Source organism: Acidimicrobiales bacterium (genome assembly GCA_035546775.1).
Classification (GTDB): Bacteria; Actinomycetota; Acidimicrobiia; order Acidimicrobiales; family JACCXE01; genus JACCXE01.
On sequence record DASZWD010000027.1, the window covers coordinates 34,269 to 58,460 of the forward strand.

32 protein-coding genes are annotated in these 24,192 nt (G+C 68.4%); 19 read left to right on the forward strand and 13 right to left on the reverse strand.

Features of this window, described 5'->3' with window-relative positions; translation table 11 throughout:
* The first annotated feature begins 2 nt into the window (after positions 1-2).
* Genes VHC63_05455 through tsaD form a run of 5 tightly spaced genes read left to right on the forward strand, consistent with a single transcriptional unit; the run spans position 3 to position 3,237 of the window.
* Positions 3-593 carry a uracil-DNA glycosylase gene (locus VHC63_05455; GenBank protein ID HVV36030.1) on the forward strand — a complete coding sequence of 197 codons (591 nt, stop codon included), beginning with the start codon at positions 3-5 and terminating at the stop codon, positions 591-593.
* Positions 590-1,024: a tRNA (adenosine(37)-N6)-threonylcarbamoyltransferase complex ATPase subunit type 1 TsaE gene (gene tsaE, locus VHC63_05460; GenBank protein HVV36031.1), complete on the forward strand. Its 435-nt coding sequence runs from the start codon at positions 590-592 to the stop codon at positions 1,022-1,024. Before VHC63_05455 ends, tsaE begins: the two co-directional genes overlap by 4 nt.
* Entirely contained in the window at positions 1,021-1,662 is a 642-nt protein-coding gene (tsaB, locus tag VHC63_05465; protein HVV36032.1) for a tRNA (adenosine(37)-N6)-threonylcarbamoyltransferase complex dimerization subunit type 1 TsaB, read from the forward strand. Before tsaE ends, tsaB begins: the two co-directional genes overlap by 4 nt.
* Entirely contained in the window at positions 1,652-2,239 is a 588-nt protein-coding gene (gene rimI / locus VHC63_05470) for a ribosomal protein S18-alanine N-acetyltransferase (GenBank protein ID HVV36033.1), read from the forward strand. Before tsaB ends, rimI begins: the two co-directional genes overlap by 11 nt.
* Positions 2,236-3,237 (forward strand): tRNA (adenosine(37)-N6)-threonylcarbamoyltransferase complex transferase subunit TsaD, encoded by a 1,002-nt coding sequence (gene tsaD / locus VHC63_05475; GenBank protein ID HVV36034.1) that lies wholly within the window; start codon positions 2,236-2,238, stop codon positions 3,235-3,237. The genes rimI and tsaD overlap by 4 nt, the downstream gene beginning before the upstream one ends.
* 150 nt (positions 3,238-3,387) lie before the next feature.
* Here tsaD and VHC63_05480 read toward each other — a convergent pair whose 3' ends face one another.
* Positions 3,388-3,948: a HEAT repeat domain-containing protein gene (locus VHC63_05480; GenBank protein ID HVV36035.1), complete on the reverse strand. Its 561-nt coding sequence runs from the start codon at positions 3,946-3,948 to the stop codon at positions 3,388-3,390.
* A gap of 107 nt (positions 3,949-4,055) precedes the next feature.
* On the opposite strand from VHC63_05480, the gene groES reads away from it, so the two are divergent.
* From groES to VHC63_05495, 3 genes are all read left to right on the forward strand, one after another.
* The gene (groES, locus tag VHC63_05485) at positions 4,056-4,346 is read left to right on the forward strand and encodes a co-chaperone GroES (GenBank protein ID HVV36036.1); all 291 of its coding nucleotides are present in this window, start codon (positions 4,056-4,058) and stop codon (positions 4,344-4,346) included.
* Between the two features lie 2 nt (positions 4,347-4,348).
* The gene (groL, locus tag VHC63_05490) at positions 4,349-5,992 is read left to right on the forward strand and encodes a chaperonin GroEL (protein ID HVV36037.1); all 1,644 of its coding nucleotides are present in this window, start codon (positions 4,349-4,351) and stop codon (positions 5,990-5,992) included.
* A gap of 92 nt (positions 5,993-6,084) precedes the next feature.
* Positions 6,085-6,408 carry an ANTAR domain-containing protein gene (locus VHC63_05495; protein ID HVV36038.1) on the forward strand — a complete coding sequence of 108 codons (324 nt, stop codon included), beginning with the start codon at positions 6,085-6,087 and terminating at the stop codon, positions 6,406-6,408.
* On the opposite strand, the gene VHC63_05500 is transcribed toward VHC63_05495, so the two are convergent.
* The gene (locus tag VHC63_05500) at positions 6,405-6,821 is read right to left on the reverse strand and encodes a DUF3052 domain-containing protein (GenBank protein HVV36039.1); all 417 of its coding nucleotides are present in this window, start codon (positions 6,819-6,821) and stop codon (positions 6,405-6,407) included. The genes VHC63_05495 and VHC63_05500 overlap by 4 nt on opposite strands.
* A 19-nt stretch (positions 6,822-6,840) precedes the next feature.
* On the opposite strand from VHC63_05500, the gene VHC63_05505 reads away from it, so the two are divergent.
* A complete protein-coding gene (locus VHC63_05505) occupies positions 6,841-6,996 on the forward strand; it encodes a hypothetical protein (protein HVV36040.1) in 156 nt (51 codons plus the stop codon).
* A gap of 107 nt (positions 6,997-7,103) precedes the next feature.
* The gene (locus VHC63_05510) at positions 7,104-7,685 is read left to right on the forward strand and encodes a CoA pyrophosphatase (GenBank protein HVV36041.1); all 582 of its coding nucleotides are present in this window, start codon (positions 7,104-7,106) and stop codon (positions 7,683-7,685) included.
* On the opposite strand, the gene VHC63_05515 is transcribed toward VHC63_05510, so the two are convergent.
* On the reverse strand, positions 7,682-8,467 hold the full coding sequence (locus VHC63_05515; protein ID HVV36042.1) for a methyltransferase domain-containing protein: 786 nt from the start codon (positions 8,465-8,467) through the stop codon (positions 7,682-7,684). The two genes, VHC63_05510 and VHC63_05515, sit on opposite strands and share 4 nt — an antisense overlap.
* A 19-nt stretch (positions 8,468-8,486) precedes the next feature.
* On the opposite strand from VHC63_05515, the gene VHC63_05520 reads away from it, so the two are divergent.
* Positions 8,487-8,999 carry an OsmC family protein gene (locus tag VHC63_05520; protein ID HVV36043.1) on the forward strand — a complete coding sequence of 171 codons (513 nt, stop codon included), beginning with the start codon at positions 8,487-8,489 and terminating at the stop codon, positions 8,997-8,999.
* On the opposite strand, the gene VHC63_05525 is transcribed toward VHC63_05520, so the two are convergent.
* Positions 8,962-9,417 (reverse strand): transcriptional repressor, encoded by a 456-nt coding sequence (locus VHC63_05525; GenBank protein HVV36044.1) that lies wholly within the window; start codon positions 9,415-9,417, stop codon positions 8,962-8,964. The two genes, VHC63_05520 and VHC63_05525, sit on opposite strands and share 38 nt — an antisense overlap.
* 24 nt (positions 9,418-9,441) lie before the next feature.
* Here VHC63_05525 and VHC63_05530 point away from each other — a divergent pair, with 24 nt between their 5' ends.
* Positions 9,442-9,828, forward strand: coding sequence for a hypothetical protein (locus tag VHC63_05530; protein HVV36045.1), 387 nt, complete (start codon positions 9,442-9,444; stop codon positions 9,826-9,828).
* A gap of 3 nt (positions 9,829-9,831) precedes the next feature.
* On the opposite strand, the gene VHC63_05535 is transcribed toward VHC63_05530, so the two are convergent.
* Positions 9,832-10,002, reverse strand: a complete 171-nt coding sequence (locus tag VHC63_05535) for a hypothetical protein (GenBank protein ID HVV36046.1) — start codon at positions 10,000-10,002, stop codon at positions 9,832-9,834.
* Positions 10,003-10,063: 61 nt separating this feature from the next.
* The gene (locus tag VHC63_05540) at positions 10,064-11,224 is read right to left on the reverse strand and encodes a PKD domain-containing protein (protein ID HVV36047.1); all 1,161 of its coding nucleotides are present in this window, start codon (positions 11,222-11,224) and stop codon (positions 10,064-10,066) included.
* Positions 11,225-11,325: 101 nt separating this feature from the next.
* On the opposite strand from VHC63_05540, the gene VHC63_05545 reads away from it, so the two are divergent.
* The 3 genes from VHC63_05545 to VHC63_05555 are packed head-to-tail and all read left to right on the forward strand — an operon-like array spanning position 11,326 to position 14,358.
* Entirely contained in the window at positions 11,326-12,489 is a 1,164-nt protein-coding gene (locus tag VHC63_05545; protein ID HVV36048.1) for a GuaB3 family IMP dehydrogenase-related protein, read from the forward strand.
* Positions 12,490-12,493: 4 nt separating this feature from the next.
* On the forward strand, positions 12,494-14,032 hold the full coding sequence (gene guaA, locus VHC63_05550) for a glutamine-hydrolyzing GMP synthase (GenBank protein HVV36049.1): 1,539 nt from the start codon (positions 12,494-12,496) through the stop codon (positions 14,030-14,032).
* Positions 14,023-14,358 (forward strand): YciI family protein, encoded by a 336-nt coding sequence (locus VHC63_05555; protein HVV36050.1) that lies wholly within the window; start codon positions 14,023-14,025, stop codon positions 14,356-14,358. Before guaA ends, VHC63_05555 begins: the two co-directional genes overlap by 10 nt.
* Here the strand turns inward: VHC63_05555 and VHC63_05560 are convergent, their stop codons facing one another.
* Positions 14,359-14,745 (reverse strand): VOC family protein, encoded by a 387-nt coding sequence (locus VHC63_05560; protein ID HVV36051.1) that lies wholly within the window; start codon positions 14,743-14,745, stop codon positions 14,359-14,361.
* 82 nt (positions 14,746-14,827) lie between these two features.
* Complete coding sequence (locus VHC63_05565) at positions 14,828-15,775, reverse strand: WYL domain-containing protein (protein HVV36052.1); 948 nt, start codon at positions 15,773-15,775, stop codon at positions 14,828-14,830.
* 62 nt (positions 15,776-15,837) lie between these two features.
* Here VHC63_05565 and VHC63_05570 point away from each other — a divergent pair, with 62 nt between their 5' ends.
* Entirely contained in the window at positions 15,838-16,410 is a 573-nt protein-coding gene (locus VHC63_05570) for a DinB family protein (GenBank protein ID HVV36053.1), read from the forward strand.
* Here the strand turns inward: VHC63_05570 and VHC63_05575 are convergent.
* Positions 16,407-17,180, reverse strand: a complete 774-nt coding sequence (locus tag VHC63_05575) for a crotonase/enoyl-CoA hydratase family protein (GenBank protein HVV36054.1) — start codon at positions 17,178-17,180, stop codon at positions 16,407-16,409. The two genes, VHC63_05570 and VHC63_05575, sit on opposite strands and share 4 nt — an antisense overlap.
* On the reverse strand, positions 17,177-17,998 hold the full coding sequence (locus VHC63_05580) for an MBL fold metallo-hydrolase (protein ID HVV36055.1): 822 nt from the start codon (positions 17,996-17,998) through the stop codon (positions 17,177-17,179). The genes VHC63_05575 and VHC63_05580 overlap by 4 nt, the downstream gene beginning before the upstream one ends.
* A gap of 46 nt (positions 17,999-18,044) precedes the next feature.
* Between VHC63_05580 and pcrA the strand changes: the two genes are divergently transcribed.
* A complete protein-coding gene (gene pcrA / locus VHC63_05585) occupies positions 18,045-20,303 on the forward strand; it encodes a DNA helicase PcrA (protein ID HVV36056.1) in 2,259 nt (752 codons plus the stop codon).
* On the opposite strand, the gene VHC63_05590 is transcribed toward pcrA, so the two are convergent.
* The 3 genes from VHC63_05590 to VHC63_05600 form a co-directional block, all read right to left on the reverse strand.
* A complete protein-coding gene (locus VHC63_05590) occupies positions 20,236-21,048 on the reverse strand; it encodes an alpha/beta fold hydrolase (GenBank protein HVV36057.1) in 813 nt (270 codons plus the stop codon). The genes pcrA and VHC63_05590 overlap by 68 nt on opposite strands.
* A 41-nt stretch (positions 21,049-21,089) precedes the next feature.
* Positions 21,090-21,497, reverse strand: a complete 408-nt coding sequence (locus VHC63_05595) for a hypothetical protein (GenBank protein ID HVV36058.1) — start codon at positions 21,495-21,497, stop codon at positions 21,090-21,092.
* A gap of 125 nt (positions 21,498-21,622) precedes the next feature.
* A complete protein-coding gene (locus VHC63_05600; GenBank protein ID HVV36059.1) occupies positions 21,623-22,993 on the reverse strand; it encodes a carboxyl transferase domain-containing protein in 1,371 nt (456 codons plus the stop codon).
* A 21-nt stretch (positions 22,994-23,014) separates the two neighbouring features.
* Here VHC63_05600 and VHC63_05605 point away from each other — a divergent pair, with 21 nt between their 5' ends.
* Positions 23,015-23,422 carry a cobalamin B12-binding domain-containing protein gene (locus tag VHC63_05605; GenBank protein HVV36060.1) on the forward strand — a complete coding sequence of 136 codons (408 nt, stop codon included), beginning with the start codon at positions 23,015-23,017 and terminating at the stop codon, positions 23,420-23,422.
* Positions 23,423-24,192 (forward strand): ATP-grasp domain-containing protein (locus VHC63_05610; GenBank protein ID HVV36061.1); only part of this gene is annotated, 770 nt, incomplete at its 3' end.

Sequence of the window (24,192 nt, forward strand, 5' to 3'; positions counted from 1 at the left end):
TCATGGCGTCTTCACTCGCCGAACTGGCGGTGCAGGCCGCCAGCTGCACGAACTGTCCGCTGGCCCAGACGCGTACCAACGTCGTCTTCGGCGCCGGCGATCCCGACGCGCCGCTGATGATCGTCGGGGAAGCGCCGGGCAAGGACGAAGACGAGCGGGGGGAGCCCTTCGTCGGGCGTTCGGGGAAGCTGCTCGACCAGGTGATGCTGGAGGAACTCGGCGTGACGCGCGAGCGCGTGTTCATCGGCAACACGCTGCTGTGCCGTCCGCCGGGCAACCGCGATCCGCTGCCTGACGAGATCGCGGCGTGCAATCCGTGGCTCGAGGCGAAGCTCGACGCCATCGGGCCGAAGGTGGTCATCACGCTGGGCAACTTCGCCACCAAGTTGCTGCTGTTCGGCGATCCCAAGGCGAAAGAGGGCATCACGAAGCTGCGGGGCAAGACATATCCGTGGCGCCACGGTGCCGTCCTTGTGCCGACGTATCACCCGTCGGCCGTGTTGCGCAGCGGTGGCGGGCAACCGCTCGCCGAGATGCGCGCCGACTTCGTGCGCGCCAAGCGAGCGCTGGCCGACGCGGGAGTCACGCTGTGATCACCCGCGTGACCCACAGCCCCGAAGAGACCGAGCAACTGGCGGCGACCGTCGCGCACATGGCGCGTCCCGGTGACCTCATCGTGCTCGTCGGCGGTCTCGGCGCCGGCAAGACGCGCTTCGTGCGCGGCTTCGTCACGGCGACGGGGTCTTCCGAACAAGCCACGTCGCCGACGTTCGCGCTGGTGCACAACTACGAAGGACCGACCCCGATCGTGCACGCCGACCTGTACCGCCTCGTCAGCGAACACGAGGTGCTCGACCTGGGCCTGGACGAGTCGCTGGCCGACGGCGCCATCGTGCTCGTCGAGTGGGGCGACCTCGCCGAGACGCTGCTGCGTCCCGACCGCTTGACGGTCACCATCACCGATGTCGACGAGACGTCGCGCCGGTTCGACTTCGACGGCTGGGCTGATCGGTGGACCACATGATGGTTCTCGGCGTCGAGTCGGCGACGGCGCGTGCCGGCGTGGCGATCGGCACCGATGACGGCGTGATCGCCGGTGCCCACGTGACCCGCGGGCCCCGCCACGCCGAAGCCCTCATGCCGGCGATCGACTTCGTGTGCACGCAGGCAGGCATCGCAGTCGCCGACGTCGACGCCATCGCCGTCGACATCGGCCCGGGGCTGTTCACCGGGCTGCGCGTCGGGATCGCCACCGCAAACGGGCTGGCGCAGGCACTGGGCAAGCCGATGATCGCCGTGTGCAGCCTCGACGTGTTGGCGCACACCCTGCGCCACGCCGGCGGCGACATCGTGAGCGTGATCGACGCCCGCCGCCGGGAGGTCTACGCCGCTCGGTACGAATCCGTCGGCCGGGAGCTCAAGCGCGTCATGGAGCCCACCGTGCTGCCACCCGACGAGCTGCTCGCCCAGATCGGCGACGCGACGTTGGTCGGCGACACGCTCGGCGAAGCGGGGGCGCTCTTCGCTCTGCCGTCGGCCGAGGCGCTCGTCGAGTTGGCCCGCACGCTGCCGTTCCAGGAACCCAACAGCATTTCGCCCCTGTATCTGCGAAAGTCAGACGCAGAGCTGAACGCCGAAAGGGGGGCGTCGAGTGGCAGCTGAACCGAAGGATCCGGCTGGAATCACGCCCCGCGACGGCGAGCGCGATCCGGTCGACGTCCATCTGACGCCCATGCGGCGCCGTCACCTGCGCACGGTGTTGCGCATCGAGACCGAGGTGTATCCGCGGCCGTGGACGATCAACTTGTTCGTGAGCGAACTCGGGATGCGGACGAGCCGCTCGTACTACGTGGCCAAGGTCGGTCCGACCGTCGTCGGCTACAGCGGGCTCATGCTCGTCGGTGAGGATGCGCACGTCACCACCATCGCCGTCGATCCGGCGTGGCACCGGCACCACATCGGTACGCGGCTGCTGATGAACATCGCACGCGACGCCCGTGAGCGTGGCGCCCGCCACCTGACGTTGGAGGTGCGCGTGTCGAACGAGCCGGCGCAGCGGATGTACCGCCGGTTCGGCTTCCGTCCTGCCGGTATCCGCAAGGGCTACTACGTCGAGACGAATGAGGACGCGCTTGTCATGTGGGCCGACGACATCGACCAACCCGAGTACCTCGAGCGGCTGCTCCGCATCGAAGAAGGCGTCCGCGGCGAGACGACCGTCGATCGGCTCCGGCCATGAGCGACCTCGTGCTGGGTATCGAGACGAGTTGTGACGAGACGGCCGCGGCGGTCGTCGCCGGCGGCACGACGGTGTTGTCGTCGGTGGTGTCGAGCCAGATCGACCTGCACGCGCGCTTCGGTGGTGTCGTGCCGGAGCTCGCGGGCCGCGCCCATCTCGTCACACTCGGGCCGGTGATCGACGACGCGCTTACACAGGCTGGGGTCGGTGGGCGCGACTGCGCGGCGGTCGCCGTGACCAAAGGTCCTGGTCTCATCGGTGCGTTGCTCGTCGGCGTGAGCCACGCCAAGGCACTCGCCTACGGGTGGGGGGTGCCGTTCGTGGGCGTCAATCACCTCGAGGGGCACCTCTACGCCTGCCTGCTCGAGCGCCCCGACCTGCCGCTGCCGGCGGTCGTCCTGCTGGTGTCGGGCGGCCACACGATGCTCGTGCACGTGCGCGGCATGGGCGACTACTCGATCCTCGGCGGCACGATCGACGACGCCGCCGGTGAGGCCTACGACAAGGTGGCCCGCGTCCTCGGCCTCGGCTATCCGGGTGGGCCGATCATCGACAAGCTCGCCAAAGAGGGCGACCCCAAAGCTGTCGCCATGCCGCGTCTGATGCGCGACGACTCCTACGACTTCTCGTTCTCCGGCATCAAGACCGCCGTGGCGCGCAAGGTGGCGGGCGACGCGTCGCTCGCCACGGCAGATGTCGCCGCCGGTTTCCAGAAGGCAGTCGTGGACAGCCTGGTGTCGAAAGCGGCGAAGGCCGTCACCGACACCGGCGCGCGAGCGCTGTGCCTCGCCGGGGGCGTCGCCGCCAACTCGGAGCTGCGGGCGCGCACCCAGGCAACCGCTGACGACCTCGGCGTGGAGTGTCTTCTGCCCGCGTTCAAGTACTGCACCGACAACGCGGCGATGATCGCCGCCGCCGGGTGGTGGCGCCTCCAGTCAGACGGCCCGACCGGCCTCGCCGAGGCCGCCTACCCGAACCTGCGCCTCGCCACCGCCTGACGCGTCGTAAGGCCCTGGCGCGTCAGCGCCGGGCTTTCATGCCACCTTCGGGCGGCCAAACCGCGTCGTAGACGCGAGATGGCGGCCACCCAACGGCATCAAACGATCAGCGGTGTACGCAACGAGATCGTTTTGAGGTCGCTCGTCACGTCACGACGCGGCGGACTGACGGCGCAGGGCCTTGCGCGTCTTGACGCGCTTGTAGTTGCCGGCGGCGGCCTCAGCGGCCGCCAGCCGGAGCAACGGGTCGGGGTCGTTCGCGGCCGCGCGCGCGAATGCGGGCTGGATGCGATCGTCACGCGCCGCCAGCATCGACAATGGGAATAGCGACGCGTGGCGGACTTTCGGGCTGTCGTCGTGCTCAAGGACGTCGATGAGCGCCGGTACCACGTCGTCGGTGCACAGTGCCCCGACGCGGCAGCGTTCGCACGACAACCCGTGCAGGGCGTTGAGGCGTACCACTGGGGCCGGGTCACGCAGGGCGGCCCGGAACACCTCGGTTGACGCGTCGTTCGCCGCGTGATCGAGCACGCCTAGAGCGAACCGCCGGATTTTGCCGTTGGGGTGGTGCAGGGCGGCGCGCTGCATGAGCCCGACGGGCGGATCGGGGAGGCGCTCCTTCCAGTCGTCGCCTTGGCGGTCGGCGACGGCGGCCGACCATTCGGAGACGTACTGGTCGACGGCGCAACGCTCCTCGGCGGTCAGCGGCATGGGATCAGGCAACCAGGCCGGCGACCGGGTTGCCAGCGCTTTGCGCAGTCACTACGATTAGCACTCGCAATACGAGAGTGCTAACAGGCCTTTGGAGGTCCAACGCAATGAATCTGCAGCCCCTCGACGACCGCATCGTCGTGCGCCCGAATGAGAGCGAGGAGACCACCGCCTCCGGCCTGGTCATCCCCGACACCGCCAAGGAAAAGCCGCAGCAGGGCGTCGTGCTCGCCGCCGGCCCCGGCCGCCGCTCGGAGCAGACGGGTGAGATCATCCCGCTCGGCATCAGCGAGGGCGACACCGTCGTGTACTCGAAGTACGGCGGCACGGAGATCACCATCGACGGTGAGGATCTCCTCATCCTGACCAGCCGCGACGTCCTCGCCCTGGTCAAGTAGCCATGCCCAAGATCCTCAAGTTCGACGACAACGCGCGTCGCAGCCTCGAGGCCGGCGTCGACAAGCTCGCCAACGCCGTGCGCGTCACGCTCGGTCCCAAGGGCCGCAACGTCGTGATCGACAAGAAGTGGGGCGCCCCCACCATCACCAACGACGGCGTGACCATCGCCCGCGAGGTGGAGCTCGAAGACAAGTTCGAGAACATGGGTGCGCAGCTGGTCAAGGAAGTCGCCACCAAGACCAACGACGTCGCCGGTGACGGCACGACGACCGCGACCGTGCTCGCCCAGGCGCTCGTGCACGAAGGCCTGCGCAACGTGGCCGCCGGCGCGTCGCCCTCGCAGCTGAAGAAGGGCATCGAGCTCGCCGTCGAGGCGGCCATCGGCTCGATCAAGAAGGAAGCCAAGGACGTCGACGGCAAGGACCAGATCGCACAGGTCGCCGCCAACTCCGCCGCCGACAAGAACATCGGTGACGTGCTCGCGGACGCCATCGACAAGGTCGGCAAGGACGGTGTCGTCACCGTCGAAGAGTCCAACACGTTCGGCCTCGAGCTCGACTTCACCGAAGGCATGCAGTTCGACAAGGGCTACCTGTCGCCGTACTTCGTGACCGACCCCGAGCGCCAGGAAGCCGTCCTCGAAGACCCGTACATCCTGCTGATCAACAGCAAGATCTCGGCGGTCCACGAGTTCGTGCCGGTGCTCGAGAAGGTCATGCAGTCGGGCAAGCCGCTGCTGGTCATCGCCGAGGACGTCGAGGGCGAAGCGCTCGCCGTGCTGGTCGTGAACCGCATCCGTGGCACGTTCCAGTCCGTCGCCGTGAAGGCGCCCGGTTTCGGTGATCGTCGCAAGGCGATGCTCCAGGACATGGCGACCCTTACCGGCGGCCAAGTCATCGCCGAAGAGGTCGGCCTCAAGCTCGAGACCGCCACGCTCGACCTGCTCGGTCGGGCCCGCAAGGTCGTCGTGACCAAGGACACCACCACGATCGTCGAAGGCGGCGGTTCCGACGCCGACGTGAAGGGCCGCATCGCCCAGATCAAGCGCGAGATCGACGAGACCGACTCCGACTGGGACCGCGAGAAGCTCCAGGAGCGCCTCGCCAAGCTGGCCGGCGGCGTCGCCGTCGTCAAGGTCGGCGCGGCCACCGAGGTCGAGCTCAAGGAAAAGAAGCACCGCATCGAAGACGCGCTCTCGGCCACCCGTGCCGCCCTCGAAGAGGGCGTCGTCGCCGGCTCGGCCGCCACGCTCCTGCGGGCGCAGAAGGCCGTGCTGAAGGTCGCCGAGGATCTCGTCGGCGACCAGGCGACCGGCGCCCGTTCGGTCGCCAAGGCGCTCGAGGCCCCGGCGTTCTGGGTCGCCACCAACGCCGGCGTCGAGGGTTCGCTGATCGTCGAGCAGAGCAAGTCCGAAAAGGGCCAGCGCGGCTACAACGCCGCCACCGGCAACTTCGAAGACCTGCTCAAGGCCGGCATCATCGACCCGGCCAAGGTGACCCGTTCGGCGCTGCAGAACGCGGCCTCCATCGCGTCGCTGCTGCTCACCACCGAGGCGCTCGTCGCCGACAAGCCCGAGGACAAGCCGGCGGCGCCGGCGATGCCTCCGGGCGGCGGCATGGGCGGCATGGGCGGTATGGGCTTCTAGACGAAGTAGAGGGTGGGCTCGGCGCTCCGGCGCCGGGCCCACCCTTTGTCATATCTGGAGATAAACGGGGTAATCACGTTCGTCGACTGGCCATGACAACGACTGACGGAACTCACGACGAGTCGCTCCTGCACAGTGCCCCTCTGCTGGCGGAGGCCGAGCGCAGGGTCGCCGAATTGCGGGCGCAAGGGGTCGCCGACAAGGCGCAACTGTCGGCGCTGCAAAGCGAGATCGCCAGCCTGCGTACGGCGCTCGAGTCGCGTGCGGTCATCGAGCAGGCGAAAGGCATCATCATCGGCAGCACCGGGTGCGACGCCGACGCCGCCTTCGATGTCCTGGCGCGCCAGTCCCAACACGAGAACCGCAAGCTGCGCGAGGTCGCCGAAGAACTCGTGCGTTCGAAGCAGCGCCGCTAGCGGCCGGCGGTCCGCCGCTCCTTGCGCCACACAACCTTGAGGCCAGACCAGGTGTCGTCGATGGCGCACACCTTCACGTCGACGAGGCCGCGGGGCAAACACACTTCGCGCACGCTGTGCTCGCTGATGTCGTCGGGGCCATAGGTCGCCTTCCGCGGTCGCGCGATCCAGATGGCGCCGTCGGGGAAGATCGCCTGCTCCAGTTTCGCGATGGCGCGTTCGAGGTGGCGGCGCGTGTCGACGAAGGCCACGATCACGTCGTGCGCCTGGCCGAGCCGGGTCGTGACGACGGCGCCTGCAGGCAGTTCGCCGAGCGTCGCGCCGAAGTCGGCGGGCGCGTGCAGCAGCGCCACCCGCGCCCCTTCCTTGATGCCCAATTTCTGCGGCAGCGGCGTTCCCGAGTATCCGGCCATGCGTCGTAGATTGTCGCCCATGTCCGAACGGCCGGCACCTGATCCGAAGAATCTGCTCGAGGAATGGATGAAGTGGGAGCGGGGCGAGATCGAGCCGGGTCGCTTGATCGCCAATCTCAAGAAGGCCGGCCTACGCGACGTGCTCGAACAACTCGCAACCAAGGCGGGAGACTGAGCGGCCCGCCGCAGGTCATTCCCCGGCCCGCCTCGCACCGTCCGGGCGAGCCGGCGCCGTGGGCGCACCTGCCGGCACAGGCGCGCTCGGGGATCCACCTCGAACGCGTGCGCGCCGCGGTCGCCGCGCCGCGCGTGCCGAACGAAGAACACCTGAAGCCGCTGGGTGCGCCGGTCGCCTACGCGCCGCTGCCGGGCAAAGCCGCGGCGGTGTTGGCGGCGTTCTTCGAAGAGGACGGTGAGGCGCGCGTGGTGCTGACGCGCCGGGCGTCGCACTTGCGCAGCCACACCGGTGAAGTGTCCTTCCCCGGCGGGCGCATCGAGGAGGACGAGGACGCCATCCAGGCGGCGCTGCGCGAAGCGTGGGAGGAGATCGCCCTCGACACCTCCGCCATCGACATCGTCGGCACGCTGACGCCGATCTCCACCCTGGCGGCGACGTCGGGTATCACGCCCGTCGTCGGGTTCTTGCCGGACCGGCCCGCGGTGGAGGCTGACCCGAACGAGGTCGAGTTCGTGTTCGACGTGTCGCTGGCACAGTTGCTCACCGACGGCGTCTTCGCCGAGGAACGGTGGGACACGCCTTGGGGCGACGACCGCCAGATCAACTTCTTCTACTTGCCCCACGACATCATCTGGGGGGCCACGGCGCGCATCTTGCGCGAATTGCTGGAGCTGGTGACGAGTTAGCGCACGCCGACGGCGATTGGCGCGACGGCGTCGAGCCCGCCGGCGGCGGTGACGGACTCCGCGAACGCCTCGGCGGCCTGGTCGTAGGTGGCCGCGTCGAGGGCCTCGACCATCATCCGTAGCGGCGGCGACCAGTCGCGGGTCGTGCGAAAGAACGCGGCGGGGTCGGTGAAATCCCAGTGGTGCATGACCTCGTGGACCTCCACGTCGTGGAAACCGGCGGCGCGCAAGTTGTCGACGAGGTTGTCGGCGAAGGGCGCCCACGTCGGCGGCCGCAGCGGCGGAGGCGCCGGGAGCACGCGCCGCAGAGCCGCCGCGATGTGCCGGCTGACGGAGAAGTCGCGCGTCCACACGCCGATGGCGACGCGCCCGCCTGGTCGCAGGACGCGGTGAAGCTCGCGCAGTCCCTGGGCGGCGTCGGGAAAGAACATCAGACCGAACATCGAGACGCCGACGTCGAAGGACGCGTCGGCGAAGGTGAGGTGCTGCCCGTCCATCTGCATCACGGTGACGTCGTCGTCCCCGGCGAAGCGTTGCTCGAGCTCGCGCACCATGCCCTCGGCGAAGTCGGTGGACGTGACGCGGCCTCCGGCGGAGCGGGCGGCGGCGCTCGCTTCACCGGTGCCGGCGGCGACGTCGAGGACATCGCTTCCCGCGCCGACTCCCGCGAGCCGAACCGCATCGGCGGCGAAGCTGCGGGTCAACACGCCGAAGTTGTCGCGGTACGAGCTGGCGCCGTCGCTCCAGCCGTCGGGTACCTGGTCGGGTGCCACATCGGTCATGGGCTGACACTATGCAGCCATGAACCGTGACGAGTTGCGAGCGATCCAGAAGCCGATCAAGCAGCGCTACCGCGACGACCCAGCGAGCGCGGTCGTCACGCTGCGCGCCGCTGGATCGCTGTCGGACTCCGACGTGGCGTGTTCCGTCGACACGGGACGAGCGCTGGTCGAAGCGGGGTTGCACCCCGTAACCGGCGGCAGCGGTCTACTGGCGTGTTCGGGCGACATGCTGCTTCAAGCCCTCGTGGCGTGCGCCGGCGTGACGCTGCGCTCTGTCGCCGTTAGCCGCGACATAGACGTCACCGGAACGCTGCGCGCCGAGGGCGACCTCGACTTCCAGGGCACGATGGGCACCGACCCCGAGGCACCCGTCGGCTTTCGCGCTATCCGGCTTTTCTTCGACCTCGCATCCGACGCCCCGGAGGAAGAGATCGACGCGCTCGTCGAGACGACCGAGAAGTACTGCGTCGTGTTTCAGACGCTGGCGCGCGGGGTCACGCCTTCCCTGCACACGTCGCGCACAGCCCGATGATGTCGAAGCGGTGGTCGGTCGCCTTGAAGCCCGTGGTCGCCGCCACCTGATCGAGCGAGTCCGCCACGGCTCGCTCGAGGCGGGCCGGAACGGTGAAGTCGTCGACGTTGCCGCAGCGTGAGCAGATGAGGTGGTGGTGGTGATGGGCGGTGAGGGCTTCGGCGAGTTCGAAGCGGGCGTGCTCGTCGCCGCCGAGCACGATGCGGTGCACGACGCCGGCTTTTTCCAGCACCGTCATGTGCCGGTAGGTGCTGCTCACGGCCAGCGACGGCGACGAGGCGATCAGTTCGGGCACCGTGGCCGGACGGTCGATGCGAGCGAGCGCGTCGACCACTTCTTGGCGGCCCGAGGTGAAGCGCTGGCCGACCTCGCGCAGCAGCATCGCGACGTCGTCGTGCAGCCTTCGCTCACCGGGCATTCACGTCAGCGTAAGTTGTTCGCGATGCCGACGCTGTCGTTCGAAGGTGAGACGCACGCTGAGATCGTGCGCAAGGTACGGCGCTGGTTGGTCAGCCTGGACCAGCCGGAGGAGGTGATCACCTCCGTCGAGGCGGTCGAGCGCGCCTCGGAGATCACCAAGGACGCCCTCACGGTGATCGCGCAGTCGGCGCCCGCCCCCGTCCGCCAGAGCGAACTGTTCAAGGCCCTCACCCGCCTCGGCTACCAGAACACCGAGATGACCAAGAAGGCCGTCATCAATGCGCTGGACAACACCGCCCAGACGCAGGACGGTGTGGTGCGCCGCATCGAAGGCGCCGGCCGCGCCGCCGTCTACGAGATGAACGCGGCGGTCGCCAAGCAAATCCTCAAGGCGCTTCGCCCGCGGTAGCTTTTACCGGCAGGTTTGAACGTTGCCGGTCGGCGTCCGCTCCATCACGCACGCCGTACCGATCTGCACCTTCGACTTGGCAGCGTGCAGCGGCGTCAAGCGGGGACCGCCGAACACGAAGATCGTGACGCCGAGAAGGACGCTGATGACCTGCGTCCGGCGCCGTGACCTCATAGATCAAATATCGACTGTGGAGCGCCGGGTCGGCGCGGCTTGTCCGTTCGTTGGGCGTGCGTTAGCTGACGTTGATCCACGACGCCCGCGTCGTCTTGGCGCCGTCATCGTCGGTGACGGTGACGCGAACGAAGTACGTCCCGGGCGCGGCGTAGACATGCCACGCGTGCTTGCCGAGCGTCACCGGCGTGTAGTCGCCCCAGTGCCACTCGTACTTCACGATCGAGCCGTCCTCGTCGTAGGACGCATCGGCGTTGCCGAAGAGCGCCTGCGGGCCGCGGTTCTGGGCGGTGGCGAGCGCGTGCGGCGCCTTGTTGGGCAGCGGCACGATCGTCTGCCAGTCGGGATCGGTGTCTTCGCCGTGGGTGACTTGGTGCGCCTCCGAACCGTCCGTGCGGATGACCCAGATGCCGTCGGCGGCGCCGACCTGGCTGCGGCTGTACGCGATCCACTGGCCGTTCGGCGACCACACCGGAGCCGAGGCGTGCGCTGACGCATCGACGATCGCCGTGTCTTGGGTGCCGTCGACGTTCACGATGTGGAGCTCGCCGCTGCTGTTGCTGTAGACGAACTGCGCTCCGTCCGGCGAGTAGGCGACGCTCCGTACCGAGCCGCTGAGCATCTCGCGTCCGCCGGTCCCGTCGAGGTCGACGATGCCGATCGATGAGCTCGGGCCGAAGTAGGTGAACGCAAGGTGTTGGAGGTCAGGCGACCAGACAGGGAAGTACGTGTCGCGCGCGCTTCCGGCGACGAGCACGTGCTCGTTGGTGCCGTCCGCATCCGCGACCTTGATCGTCGACGAGTTGTTAACCCACTCCATCCAGGCAAACTGCGACCCGTCCGGCGACCAGGCCAGACCCATGCCGGCGTAGGGCCGCGCCAGCACCGTGTGGGCATTCGTGCCGTCGGCGTTCATGACCTCAATCCCCTGGTCGCTGCGAAACGCGAGCTGCGAGCCGTCGGGGCTGTAAGACGCGAAGTCGGTGTAGGTGAAGGGCGTCCCCGCCTGATTCGTCAACTGGGTGACAGAGGTGCCGTCGGGGGAGGCGGTGTAGAGGCCTTGGAGGCTGGGGTCAGCGGCGGACCGGGTGAAGACGATCCGCCCGTCGAAACCGCGGAAGCCGGCGGCGGAGGCGGGTGGGGCGGTGGCAATCACCCCAGCGACGGCGAGGGCGGCGAGGACAGCAAGGGTGCCGCGGGCGCGGCGGACTGCGGACAACATGAGTTGGCCTATCGGCGCCCAAATCGTTGGGTTGAGGGTTCACGGATGGCGGAGGCCGTCCGCTAGAATTCCCTACTTGGCGACCTTGCGGAGGGGCCCACGTGGCTGAAATCGAGATCGGTATCGGCAAGAGCGGCCGTCGTGCCTACGGGTTCGACGACATCGCGATCGTCCCCAGCCGGAGGACTCGAGACCCCGAAGACGTCGACATCTCGTGGGAGATCGACGCCTTCAAGTTCGAACTGCCGCTGATCGCTTCGGCCATGGACGGCGTCGTCAGCCCGGCCACGGCCATCGAGATCGGCAAGCTCGGCGGCGCCGCGTGCTTGAACCTCGAGGGCCTGTGGACCCGCTACGAGGACCCCGAGCCGCTGTTCGAGGAGATCAGCAAGCTCGACACCGACAAGGCCACGGCCCGCATGCAGCAGATCTACGGCGAGCCGATCAAGCCCGAGTTGGTGCGCGACCGCATCAAGGAGATCAAGTCCGCGGGCGTCACGGCCGTCGCCAGCCTCACGCCCCAGCGCGTCGAGCAATTCGCCGATGCCATCCTCAAGGCCGAGCTGGATCTCTTCGTGATCCAGGGCACGGTCGTGTCCGCCGAGCACGTGTCGAAGACCGTCGAGCCGCTCAACCTCAAGAAGTTCATCCGCGAGTACGACATCCCGATCATCGTCGGCGGCTGCGCCAGCTATCAGGCGGCGCTGCACCTCATGCGCACCGGAGCCGTCGGCATCCTCGTCGGTGTTGGCCCCGGCAACGCCTGCACCACCCGTGGCGTACTTGGTATCGGCGTGCCCCAGGCAACGGCGATCGCCGACGCCGCCGGTGCCCGCATGCGTCACCTCGACGAGACCGGCGTGTACGTGCAGGTCATCGCCGATGGCGGCATGAGCCGCGGCGGCGACATCGCCAAGGCGATCGCCTGCGGTGCCGACGCCGTCATGATCGGCTCGCCGCTCACGTCGGCCCATGAGGCTCCGGGCAAGGGTTACCACTGGGGCATGGCCACATTCCACCCCACGCTGCCCCGCGGCGCCCGGGTGCGCACCGAGATCCGCGGTTCGCTCAAGGAGATCCTCGTCGGCCCCGCCCACGAGAACGACGGCCGCCTCAACCTGTTCGGTGCGTTGAAGACGTCGATGGCCACCTGCGGCTACGAGACGGTCAAGGAGTTCCAGAAGGCCGAAGTGATGATTGCGCCGTCACTGCAGACCGAGGGCAAGCAGCTCCAGCGGTCGCAGGGCGTGGGCATGGGCCACTGAGTCTTTGAGCGAGCGCCACCCCGTCCTCGTCGTCGACTTCGGCGCCCAGTACGCCCAGCTGATCGCGCGGCGAGTGCGCGAGGCGCACGTCTACAGCGAGATCGTCTCGCACACGATCACCGCGGACGAGGTGCGCGCCCGCAACGCGGCCGCGGTGATCTTCAGCGGCGGGCCGGCGTCGGTCAACGTCGAAGGTTCGCCGCGCATCGACCCGGGGATCTACGAGACGGGCGTGCCGATCCTCGGCATCTGTTACGGCGCCCAGTTGATCGCCCTCCAGCTGGGCGGCGAGGTCGCCAAGACGGGCCAGGGCGAGTACGGGCGCACCGAGTTGCGGGTCACGAGTGGAGCGACCGTGCTCCTCCACGAGATGCCCGACGAGCAGGACGTGTGGATGAGCCACTTCGACACCATCACGCGCGCCCCTGAGGGCTTCGCCGTGGTGGCGTCGACACCCAACACACCCGCGGCGGCCTTCGAGGATCTCGAGCGTCAGATCTGCGGCGTGCAGTTCCATCCCGAGGTGAAGCACACGCCCCGCGGTCAGGACATCCTGCAGCACTTCCTCTACAACGTCGCCGGCTGCCTGCCCGAGTGGACGCCGGCGTCGGTTATCGAGGAGCAGGTGGCGCGCATCCGTGAGCAGTGTGGCGACAAGAAGGTGCTGTGCGCGCTGTCGGGTGGCGTCGACTCGGCCGTCGCCGCCGCGCTGGTGCACAAGGCGGTCGGCGACCAGCTCACCTGCGTCTACGTCGACACCGGCCTGATGCGCCACGGCGAGTCGGAGCAGGTTGAGCAGACGTTTCGCAACCAGTTCCATATCGACCTCGTCCACGTGAAGGCGGGCGACCGCTTCATGGAAGCGCTCGACGACGTGATCGATCCGGAGAAGAAGCGCAAGACCATCGGCGAGCTATTCATCCGCATCTTCGAGGAGCACAAAGCCGATCACGGCGACGCCGAGTTCCTCGTGCAGGGGACGCTGTATCCCGACGTGATCGAGTCGGGCAGCGGCACCGCGGCGAACATCAAGTCGCATCACAACGTCGGAGGCCTGCCCGAGGACATGCAGTTCGAGCTGGTCGAGCCGCTGCGCGACCTGTTCAAGGACGAGGTGCGCGCCGTTGGCGAGCAACTCGGCCTGCCGGGCGAGATCGTGTGGCGCCAGCCGTTCCCCGGGCCGGGCCTCGGGGTGCGCATCGTCGGCACCATCACGCCCGAGCGCGTCGAGATCCTCCGCAACGCCGACAAGATCGTCGTGGAGGAGATCCGCAAGGCGGGTCTGGAGCGAGAGCTGTGGCAGGCCTTCGCCGTGCTGCCGGCGGTGAAGTCCGTCGGCGTCATGGGCGACGAGCGCACGTACGCGTACCCCATCGTGATCCGCGCCGTCACCTCCGACGACGCCATGACGGCGGACTGGGCGCGCCTGCCCTACGACCTGCTCGAAACGCTGTCGTCGCGCATCATCAACGAAGTGCCGGGCGTGAACCGCGTGGTCTACGACGTCACGTCGAAGCCGCCGGGCACCATCGAGTGGGAGTAACTCCCGAGTTCATCCAGGCCGAACTGGCGCGGGCCAAGACGTACGCCGTCGTCTATTTGTTGGCGGGCCCGCGGTACGACGATCACCCCGCCGGCGACGCGCTCGTGATGGCGCACGTCACGCGGAACTTCCAGCTGAAGGCGGACGGCGTCCTGGCGATCGTCGGGCCCACGCGCAGCGACGGAGACGTGCGCGGCTTGTACATCTTCAACTGCGATCCCGCGCAAGCGGCGCGCCTGATCGAGGACGACCCTGCGGTGGCCGCGGGAATGTTCAGGTTCGAGGTGCAGTCGCTGATGGCGTTTCCCGGCGACACCCTGGCGTAGTTACCTCGGCTGCCACGGGCGGTCGGCCGGCATGTCGTGCATCACGCAGAACTCGTTGCCTTCGACGTCTCGCATGACGGTGAAGCGTTCGGCGAGGTCGAAGTCGTCGGCGAAGGTCCCGCCGAGTTCGACCACGCGTTCGATGGCGCTTTCCGGGTCGGCCGATGCGATGTCGAGGTGCAGGCGGTTCTTGACGACCTTCTTGTCGGGCACGAGCACGAAGTCGATCGTGATGCCCTCGGCGCGCAATGTGACGACGCCGTACTGCGGCCACACCATCAGCTCGCCACCGAGCAACCCGTACCAGAACGCGGCGAGCGTGTCGGGGTCGTGGCAGTCCACCACCAAGGACGACACGACGATGCCGGGCTGCGTCACGGGCACCATCTTGCAATCCGATGACGTGGAATGGCGGCCATATCGCGTCGTGGACGCGAAATGGCCGCCATTTGGCGGCAGGAACGATGCGTTAGCCGTAGAGGGTGAGGAGTTGGCGGCCCTTCTCGAACAGGGCGGCGCGGACGTCGGGCGGCGTGTGGACTTCGACGCCGCCGCCGAGGCCGGCGAGTTCGCCGGCGAGCGACGCCACGTGGTGGCCGCGGATCTCGACGTGGATGCGCCCGTCAGTTGCCGGCGGCCCGATGCGCAGCCGGGTGCCGAACATGTAGCGGGCCACGTCGAGCATGCCGGGGTCGAGCGATGCGGTGACGACGATCGGTGTGCGCATGTCCTCGAGTCGATCGGTGATCAGTTGCCACACGTCTGCGAGTTCGAAGCCGTCGGGCCGTACCACCGGTTCGCCGGTGTCGCGCAGCGACTGCACGCGGTCGACTCGGAACGTGCGCAGTCCATTGGCGGTGTTGGCGACGAGGTACCAGTGCGCGCCCTTCGACGCCAGACCAAGCGGGTCGATGACGCGCGTCGTAGCGGATCCGTCGCGGGCGACGTAGTCGAGCGCGACCTGTCGACCCTCGACCACGCAACGCTGCGCCTCGTCGAGCAGGGGAGGCGTGCGGGCCAGGCGCGGCGCGTCGCCGTCCCAGGCGCGGTCGAACAGCACACGGTCACTCGTTGCATCCGCGGCGGCGCGGAACGGCTCAGGCAGGGCACGCACCAATTTCCGCACCGCGGCCCGCACCGCCGGCGACGCGGCCGACGAGGGCCCGGCGACGAGGAAGAGGGCCCGTGCTTCTTCGGCGGTGAGACCCGACAGGTCCGTCTTGCCGCCGCCCGCCAGTCGCCACCCGCCGTTGCGTCCCTGCAATGAGTAGATCGGCACCCCCGCCTGCCCGAGCGCTTCGAGATCGCGCCGCGCCGTGCGCTCGGAGATCTCGAGTTCCTCGGCGATCTCGGTCGCCGTCACCTGCCCCCGGACCTGGAGCAGGTTGAGAATCGCCACGAGGCGGTCGGCGCGCATGCCGTGATGTTTTCAGAAAAACCGGTCACAAGTTGACCGGTTTCCCACCGCAGGCTACGGACATGCCTGGACTGACCCCTGCCACGATCGACGAACGAGACACCCTGGTCGCCTTCCTGCGCCAGCAGCGGTACGTGCTGAAGCTGGCTGCGTACGGCCTGACCGACGAAGAGGCGCAAGCCACTCCGAGCGCCAGTGCGCTCAGCGTCGGGGGCATCATCAAGCACGTCGCCCTCACCGAGCAGCACTGGATGCGCCGCATCGTGCGCGGCGAGGAATACGGCAACGTCGAGGACGAGTACGCCAACGGGTTCCGTTTCGTGGGCGACGAGACGCTGGCGTCGGTACTCGCCTTCTACGACACCGTTGCCGCCGACACCGAAGCCTTCATCGCCACCGCGGAACTCGACCAGCTCGTGCCCGTCCCCAAGGGCGTGCCGTGGTTCCCGCAGGACGAGAACTTCTGGTCGCTGCGCTGGGTGCTGGTGCACATTGTCGAGGAGACCGCCCGCCACGCCGGTCACGCCGACATCGTGCGCGAGTCGATCGACGGCGCCACCGGCTTCCGCCTCCTCGCCGATTACGAGACGGCCCTGGGCAACCGCCCCGCCTGGGCCGACTACCTCCCGGCCTAAGCCTTGGTGCCGTGACGGCCGGCACCGGAGGCGAAGCGTTGGGCGCCGGCTTGGGTCTCGCCCGATCGGATGACGTCCATGCCGCCGGCGTACTCGCGCTCGATGGCGTCGTCGAGGTCGAGGCCCCACTGCTCGAACACCGACCGGCGGTCGGCCCGCAAACAGATGGGCGGTAACTCCGCCAACTCCTTGGCCAGCGCCACGGCGGCGGGCAGCGCCTCCCCGTCGGGCACGACACGGTTCGCCAACCCGATGCGTTGGGCCTCCTCGGCGCCGACGCCGCGGCCCGTGAGGATCATGTCGAGCGCGTGCGACTGACCGATCAGCCGCGGCAAGCGGATGGTGCCGCCGTCGATCAACGGCACACCCCAGCGACGGCAGTAGACGCCGAAGACGGCCGATGCTGCCGCGACGCGCAGGTCGCACCACACGGCGAGTTCGATACCGCCGGCGACGGCGTAGCCCTCGACTGCCGCGATGGTCGGCTTGTTCAGCAGGAGACGGGTCGGACCCATCGGGCCTTCGTTGTCCTTGCGCGGCCGGCCGCCCGCGGCACCCTGGGCGACGGCTTTGAGATCCGCCCCGGCGCAGAAGGTCCCCTCGGCGCCGGTGAGGACGGCGACGGCCTGCGAGTCGTCGGCGTCGAAGTCGACGAACGCGTCGTACAGCATTCCGGCGGTCTCGCGGTCGACGGCGTTGCGGGCGTGCGGCCGGTTGATCGTGACGATCGTGACGGGACCGTCGGTCGTGACCAGCACCGAGTCACTCACGGCGCACTCAGCTTCATCAGGTCGTGGGCCATGACAATGGTGCCGTCGAACGCGGTGGCCGCTTCGTCGATCCACTCCTGCTCGGCGCCGGGAGCCGGCGCCGGGACCGGGTGATTGAGCACGAGCGTCTTCACCCCGGCGCGCGCCGCCGTGCCGCCGGCGCCCGGCAGGTCCGAGTGGTAGTCGAGGATGTCCTTGAACCGCTGCACCGGCACCATCTCCACCAACCCGCGGCGCACGACCGTCTGCACGTAGATGTCGGCGTCGCGCGCCAGCGCGTAGAGCCCGTCACACGGCAGCGTGTCTCCGGGCCAGCACGCGGCGGCGCCGTCGGCTTCGAACCGGTAGCCGACCGCCGGGCGCACGACGCCGTGGTCGACGAGTCCCGCCACGATGCGCACGCCTTCGGCCTCGTAGGCCACGCCGTCGCTGATCTCGGTCACCTCGACGGCCGGCGGTTCGTTGATGTCCGCGTGGTGGTCGATGCGGTAGCCGATGTCGGCGCCCATGGCGGCGATCGTGCCGTCGACGAACGCCTGCGTACCCGGGGGCCCGATGACGCGCAGGGCGCGCCCGGCGCTGCCCGGCATCACCCACCACGTCGTCACGACGTCGTTGAAGTCGGTGGTGTGGTCGGAGTGCAGGTGGGTCAGCAACACCGCCGTCAGCTGCGGGACCATGACGCCGGCCCCGCTCAACCGGATCAGCACGCCGCGGCCGCAGTCGACGAGGAACTTGTAGGGCCCCGTTTCGACCAGCCCGCTCGGCCCGGCACGGTCGGCGTCGGGTATCGGCGAGCCGCTTCCGAGAATGGTCACGTCCATGTCGTTGGTCTAACACCCGGCCCGTACAATTGAATCTCCCGTGACTGACTTCGCCCAGCCCAGCACCCCCAAAGACTGGGACCTCCTCGCGGGGCTGAATCCGGTCCAGCGAGAGGCGGCCACGCACACCGGCGGACCGCTGCTGATCGTCGCCGGCGCCGGGTCGGGTAAAACGCGGGTGCTCACCCACCGCATCGCCTGGCTGATCCGCGAGCAGAACGTGTCGCCGTGGTCGATCCTGGCGATCACCTTCACCAACAAGGCTGCGGATGAGATGCGCTACCGCGTCGGGGCCCTCGTCGGCCCGGTCGCCGACAAGATGTGGATCTCGACGTTCCACTCTGCCTGCGTGCGCATCCTGCGCCGCGACGCGCACCGCCTCGGGTACCGGTCGGGTTTCACGATCTACGACGACGCCGACGCGCTGCGGCTCATGGGCTACGTGCTGCGCGATCAGGGCGTCGACACCAAGCGCCACACGCCGCGCTCCGTCCTCAACGCCGTCAGCGCGGCCAAGAACGAGCTCGTCGACTTCGACACGTACACCCGCAACGCCACGTCGCCGCCCGAACGCAAACTGGTCGCACCGGCCTACACCGAGTACCAGCGCCGGCTGACGGCGGCCAACGCCATGGACTTCGACGACCTGCTGATGGTGACGGTCAACCTGTTGCAGGCCGACCCCCAGTGCCTGAGCGAATGGCAGGACCGCTTCCAGCACATCATGGTCGACGAGTACCAGGACACGAACCGGGCGCAGAACGAGTTGGTGCTCCTGCTCGGCGCCCGGCACCACAACGTGTGCGTCGTCGGCGACTCGGACCAGTCGATCTACGCGTTCCGCGGCGCCGACATCCGCAACATCCTCGACTTCGAGAACGCGTTCCCCGACACGACCGTCATCGTGCTCGACCAGAACTACCGCTCGACCCAGACCATCCTCGACGCCGCCAACTCGCTGATCTCCAACAACCTGGCCCGCAAGCCGAAGCATCTGTGGACCGAGTCGGGCCGCGGCGACCCGATCGTGCACTACAAGGCCGACGACGAGCGCGACGAAGCGGCCTGGATCGTCGACCGCGTGGTGACGCAACAACGCAATGGCGGACGCTGGGCCGACGTGGCGATCTTCTACCGGACCAACGCCCAGAGCCGCGCCCTCGAAGAAGAGCTGACGCGGCGCAACGTGCCGTACAAGGTGATCGGCGGCACGAAGTTCTACGACCGGCGCGAGGTGAAGGACCTGCTCTCGTATCTGCGGGCCGTCGTGAACCCCGAAGACGAGGTGTCGCTCAAGCGCATCCTCAACGTGCCCAAGCGCGGCATCGGCGACACGTCGGTGGGCAAGCTTGACGCGTACGCACAGCGCCACAACGTGCCGTTCCACAAAGCCCTGGAAGAAGCCGAGCAGGCCGGCGTGAGCGGCAAGGCGCTCGGCGGCATCAACGAACTGCTCGTGTCGCTCGCGTACCTGCGGGCGATGGCGAAGGAAGACGTCGCCCCGATGCTGCTGCTCGAAGCCGTGATCGACCGCACCGGCTACGTGCGCCAGCTCGAGGCCGAGCACACCATCGAGTCGGCGGGGCGTATCGAGAACGTCTCCGAACTGCTGGGCTCCGCCGAGCAGTACGACACCCTCGACGGGTTTCTCGAAGCCGTGGCGCTGGTGAGCGACGCCGACGAGATCGACAAGGACGCGTCGGTCGTCGTGCTCATGACGCTGCACACCGCCAAGGGCCTCGAGTTCCCGATCGTGTTCCTCACCGGCCTCGAAGACGGGGTGTTCCCCCACACGCGGGCGCTGAGCGATCCCGACGAACTCGAGGAGGAGCGCCGGCTGGCCTACGTGGGCATCACCCGCGCCGAGCAGCAGCTCTACATCACCAACGCGTTCACGCGCATGCTGTGGGGCCAGACGCAGTACAACCCGCCGAGCCGCTTCCTGAAGGAGCTACCCGAACAGCTCGTCCAAGTAGTCGAGTCGAGCCCGCGCACGAGCGGCGGCTCTTCGACGGCGCGCTGGTCGACGGCGCGGGCCGGCGAAGACCGCGGCATGCGCGGGCGCGATCGGATCGTCGAGTCGGCCATGCGGTCGGCGCGGGGCAACACTCCGGCGAAGACGAAGGGCGCCGAGAACCTCGGCCTGAAGATCGGCGACGACGTCGTGCACGAGAGCTGGGGCGAAGGGATCGTGGTCGACATGTCCGGCACGGGCGACCGCGCCGAGATCGTTATCCGCTTCCCTGGCGTCGGAGAGAAACGACTTCTCCTCGCGTGGGCACCGCTGAAGCGCGCTTGAGGCTGCGCTCGAACAACGGCAGCGACGCTGCCGGTGCGGGCGGGCGCAGCAACTCTTCGACGATCTGATCGACGACGCCGGCCGACAGCAGCATGCCCATGTGGCCCATCGCCGGTACGAGCACGTTGCGGGCGTTGAGCGCCGGCGCGTCGATGCGACCGGCGTGCATCGGTTGGATCAGGGCGTCGGTGTCGCCGTAGAACGCAACCCAACGGACGTTGGTCGGCAGCGCGCGTTCGTTGAGCCGCCGGATAACCCACGAGTTCGGACGGCACTCCCGCGCCGTGCGGCCCGGGGGCACGAACGCGGCGATGGTGCCCTTGTGGGGCGACGCCAGCGTGATCGCGGTGTTGACCTTGAGGTCGCCGTCCATCTCCTGCACGTACCAGCGGCTGACGAGCCCGCCCAGGCTGTGGCCCACGAGGTTCACCGTGTCGGCCCCGGTCAGCCCGCGAATCATCTCGACGCGATCGGACAGCTTCTCGGCGATCCGCGGGATGTCGTGGACCAGCGGGTTGTAGTTCATGGTGTGGATGCTGGTGAAGCCCGCGGTCTTGAGTGCCTTGCGCAGCATGAACCACGCCGAGGAGTTATGGCCGTAGCCGTGCACGAGCAGGACCGGGGTGTCAAGGCTCTGGTCGCCCGACGGCTTGCCGGTACGCATTCCGGCGCTGCGGAAGCCTTGCGGGTAGGCGACGATGCAACGAGCGACGGAATACGCCTCGTTCGCGGTCGCGCGCAGCATCGGGTACATAGGTTCCTTTTCGGTCGCTCGAGCTGAAGTTTTCAGTGCGTGACCGCTGTGGGGGTGGATACCCGGTTTTTGAAGTCGACGACCACAATTCCGTCGACGACCTTCGTCTCGAACCGGCGTAACCCAGCCCCGCTCGCCGGATACGTCGTGCCGGTGCACGGATCCTTGTATTCGTGGCCCGTCCATTGGAGTTGGCACGAGCGCTCGGCGTCAGGAGCGTGGGCTTCGATGGCGCGCCAGCCTTCGTAGAAGTGCTTGCCCTGCTGGTGGTCGACGTAGATGTCGATCCCTTCGTTGCGCAGGTCCTGGAACAGCAGCGGGTAGTGGTCAGCGCGAATGCGCGCTTCGAGCGTCTTGGCGGAGCCGACCTTGAACGTGTCGCTGCCGAGATGTACGTCTGCGTTCGGCCGTGTCGCGAGATGCAGGGTCAATACGGTCAAGAAGATCGCCAAGCTGCCGATGATCACAACCGACAAGGCGACCGCGCGTCGCCGCCGAGCGCGTTCCGCGTGGGTGAGAAGACGGACCGGTGGTCCCGAAGGCGACAAGTTGTTGCCTACGTCCGTCATCGCAGCCACCGGGTGGTCACCGCGTCGTGGCGGCGGGCGCGGTCGCCCACTTGTGCGTGGTCGAGAGCGGCGAGCAGTTGCGTGCGGACGGACTCGACGTCACCGCTGATGACGCCGTCGATGGCGCCCAGTTCGAGCAGGTCGGGTGCGGTGATCTTGAGCAGACGCGCGAACTCCGGCGCACGGTTGGCGTCGCGTCCGAGGATCACCGCGGCGCCTTCGGGCGCGATGACGCTGAAGATCGCGTCGGGCAGCAGATAGAGCCGGTCGCACGCCGCCAGTGCGAGCGCGCCCCCGCTGCCGCCTTCACCCACGCATAACGCGATCGACGGCACCCGCAGCGACGCCTGGGCCACGAACGTCTTGGCGATCTCCGACGCGATGCCGTTGCGCTCGGCGTCGGGACCCGGATCGGCGCCGGGCGTGTCGACGAGCGCCACGAAGGGGAGATGGAGCCGATCGGCCATCTTCAGCGCCCGCCGCGCCAGTTGGTACGCCTTGGGCGTGACCCGTCCCGCGCCGATGTGACGGTCACACGCCACCATGATCACCCGTTTGCCGGCGAGGGTGGCGATGCCGGCGCGCAGCACGGGATCGAGGCCCTTCAGCTCGACCCAGCTGTCGCACAGGGCGGCGGCCCACTGCCACCCGGATGGACGCTTGTCGCTGCGCACCTGCTGGACCGCATCCCAGGCGTCGGTCGGCGCGGTGAGATCGACGTCGACTGCACGCAGGGTCCGCGGGAACGGGTTCGCCGGTTCGGGCGGCAGGTTGCGCAGCCCGAGCACGCCTTCGACCCAGCGTGGTTGGTCGATCTCCGAGACGATGGCGTCGATGCGCCCGGCCTTGAACGCGGATTCCGCCGAATGGCTCTCGGTGTTCACGTCGACGTTGAGCGTCTCGTGCACGATGCGCGGGCCGGCGAAGCCGATGAGGGCGCCCGGCGCGGCGGCGCGCACGTCGCCGAGCGAGCCGTAGGACGCATACACGCCGCCTGTCGTGGGGGAGCGCATGAGCGCGACTTGCAGCAGCCCGGCTTGGGCGTGCGCCAGGGCGGCGGCCGAGGTGCGCGCCATCTGCGTCAGGGCGACCATGCCCTCCTGGAGACGGGCGCCTCCCGACGCGGTGATCACGACGATCGGGAGGCGCTCGTCGGCCGCCCGCTGAAAGGCGCGCACGACGCGTTCGCCGTGTGCCGCGCCCATCGAGCCGCCCATCACGTCGAAGCGGCCCTCGATGAGTGCGTAGTGCTCGGTTCGTCCGGTCCGCACCGATTCGTTTTCGGGCGCGACGTAGCCGGGGAACCCCAGGGGGTTGTCGCCGCGCAGGCCAACATCCCACTTCTCGACCAACGGGTGAAGCGCCACCGGTGCGTAGTATCGCCCGCCGTGGAACGTCCTTATCGTGTTGTGGTCGCCAAACCCGGCCTCGACGGGCACGACCGTGGCGCCAAAGTCATCGCGCGGGCGCTGCGCGACGCCGGCTTCGAGGTCATTTATACGGGCCTGCACCAGACGCCGGAGCAGATCGTCGAGACGACGATTCAAGAAGACGCCGACGCGGTCGGGTTGTCGTTGCTGTCCGGCGCGCACATGACGCTGTTCCCCCGCGTGCTCGAGCAACTGAAGGAGCGCGGAGCCGACCATGTTGTCCTGTTCGGCGGCGGGATCATTCCCGACGCTGACGTGGCGACGCTGAAGGACATGGGCGTCGCCGAGATCTTCACCCCGGGCGCGCCGCTGGCGTCGATCACCGATTGGCTGGCGGACACCCTCGACCAGAAAGAGCACGCGTAGGTGGACCTCTTCGAGTATCAGGGCAAGCAGTACTTCGCCCGCTACGGCATCTCGGTGTCACCCGGCGGTGTCGCCGACACCGTCGAGGACGCGGTGGCGCAGGCCGAGGCCGCGGGCTACCCCGTCGTCGTCAAGGCGCAGGTGCAAGTCGGCGGGCGCGGCAAGGCGGGCGGCATCAAGTTGGCGGACAACGCCGACGAGGTGCGCGAGCACGCCGGCAACATCCTCGGCATGGACATCAAGGGCCACGTCGTGCGTCGCCTGTGGGTCGAGCACGCGTCCGACATCGCCGAGGAGTACTACGCCAGCTTCACCCTCGACCGCTCGGCCAAGAAGCATCTCGCCATGGTGTCGGCCAAGGGCGGCGTCGAGATTGAGACCGTGGCCGAGGAGGATCCGTCGGCCATCGCCAAGATGCACGTCGACCCCGTCGACGGGCTCACCGAGGCCGACGCCCGCAGACTCGTCGACGACGCCGGCCTGAACCCCGCCGCCCGCGATGGTGCCGTGCAGATCCTGCTCGCCTTGTGGCGCTGCTACACCGAGGGCGACGCCGACCTCGTCGAGATCAACCCGCTGATTTTCACCCCTGACGGCAAGGTGCACGCCCTCGACGCCAAGGTGAGCCTCGACGACAACGCGTCGTTCCGTCATCCCGAGTGGGAAGAGTTCCAGGGCGTCGCCCAGATCGATCCGCGCGAGGCGATGGCCAAGGCCAAGGGCCTCCAGTACGTCGGCCTCGACGGCGACGTCGGCATCATCGCCAACGG

What these genes read in the sequence shown, in the direction of transcription:
- VHC63_05500 (HVV36039.1), bottom strand. Translation starts at nt 6,821, where the DNA reads ATGGCCGGATACTCGGGAACGCCGCTGCCGCAGAAATTGGGCATCAAG.
- VHC63_05565 (HVV36052.1), bottom strand. Translation starts at nt 15,775, where the DNA reads ATGCGCGCCGACCGCCTCGTGGCGATTCTCAACCTGCTCCAGGTCCGG.
- VHC63_05590 (HVV36057.1), bottom strand. Translation starts at nt 21,048, where the DNA reads ATGCTGCGCGCGACCGCGAACGAGGCGTATTCCGTCGCTCGTTGCATC.
- VHC63_05540 (HVV36047.1), bottom strand. Translation starts at nt 11,224, where the DNA reads ATGTTGTCCGCAGTCCGCCGCGCCCGCGGCACCCTTGCTGTCCTCGCC.
- VHC63_05530 (HVV36045.1), top strand. Translation starts at nt 9,442, where the DNA reads ATGCCGACGCTGTCGTTCGAAGGTGAGACGCACGCTGAGATCGTGCGC.
- groL (HVV36037.1), top strand. Translation starts at nt 4,349, where the DNA reads ATGCCCAAGATCCTCAAGTTCGACGACAACGCGCGTCGCAGCCTCGAG.
- tsaB (HVV36032.1), top strand. Translation starts at nt 1,021, where the DNA reads ATGATGGTTCTCGGCGTCGAGTCGGCGACGGCGCGTGCCGGCGTGGCG.
- VHC63_05505 (HVV36040.1), top strand. Translation starts at nt 6,841, where the DNA reads ATGTCCGAACGGCCGGCACCTGATCCGAAGAATCTGCTCGAGGAATGG.
- VHC63_05535 (HVV36046.1), bottom strand. Translation starts at nt 10,002, where the DNA reads ATGAGGTCACGGCGCCGGACGCAGGTCATCAGCGTCCTTCTCGGCGTC.
- VHC63_05570 (HVV36053.1), top strand. Translation starts at nt 15,838, where the DNA reads ATGCCTGGACTGACCCCTGCCACGATCGACGAACGAGACACCCTGGTC.
- VHC63_05515 (HVV36042.1), bottom strand. Translation starts at nt 8,467, where the DNA reads ATGACCGATGTGGCACCCGACCAGGTACCCGACGGCTGGAGCGACGGC.
- VHC63_05495 (HVV36038.1), top strand. Translation starts at nt 6,085, where the DNA reads ATGACAACGACTGACGGAACTCACGACGAGTCGCTCCTGCACAGTGCC.
- VHC63_05520 (HVV36043.1), top strand. Translation starts at nt 8,487, where the DNA reads ATGAACCGTGACGAGTTGCGAGCGATCCAGAAGCCGATCAAGCAGCGC.
- VHC63_05455 (HVV36030.1), top strand. Translation starts at nt 3, where the DNA reads ATGGCGTCTTCACTCGCCGAACTGGCGGTGCAGGCCGCCAGCTGCACG.
- tsaD (HVV36034.1), top strand. Translation starts at nt 2,236, where the DNA reads ATGAGCGACCTCGTGCTGGGTATCGAGACGAGTTGTGACGAGACGGCC.
- groES (HVV36036.1), top strand. Translation starts at nt 4,056, where the DNA reads ATGAATCTGCAGCCCCTCGACGACCGCATCGTCGTGCGCCCGAATGAG.
- VHC63_05480 (HVV36035.1), bottom strand. Translation starts at nt 3,948, where the DNA reads ATGCCGCTGACCGCCGAGGAGCGTTGCGCCGTCGACCAGTACGTCTCC.
- VHC63_05560 (HVV36051.1), bottom strand. Translation starts at nt 14,745, where the DNA reads ATGGTGCCCGTGACGCAGCCCGGCATCGTCGTGTCGTCCTTGGTGGTG.
- VHC63_05525 (HVV36044.1), bottom strand. Translation starts at nt 9,417, where the DNA reads ATGCCCGGTGAGCGAAGGCTGCACGACGACGTCGCGATGCTGCTGCGC.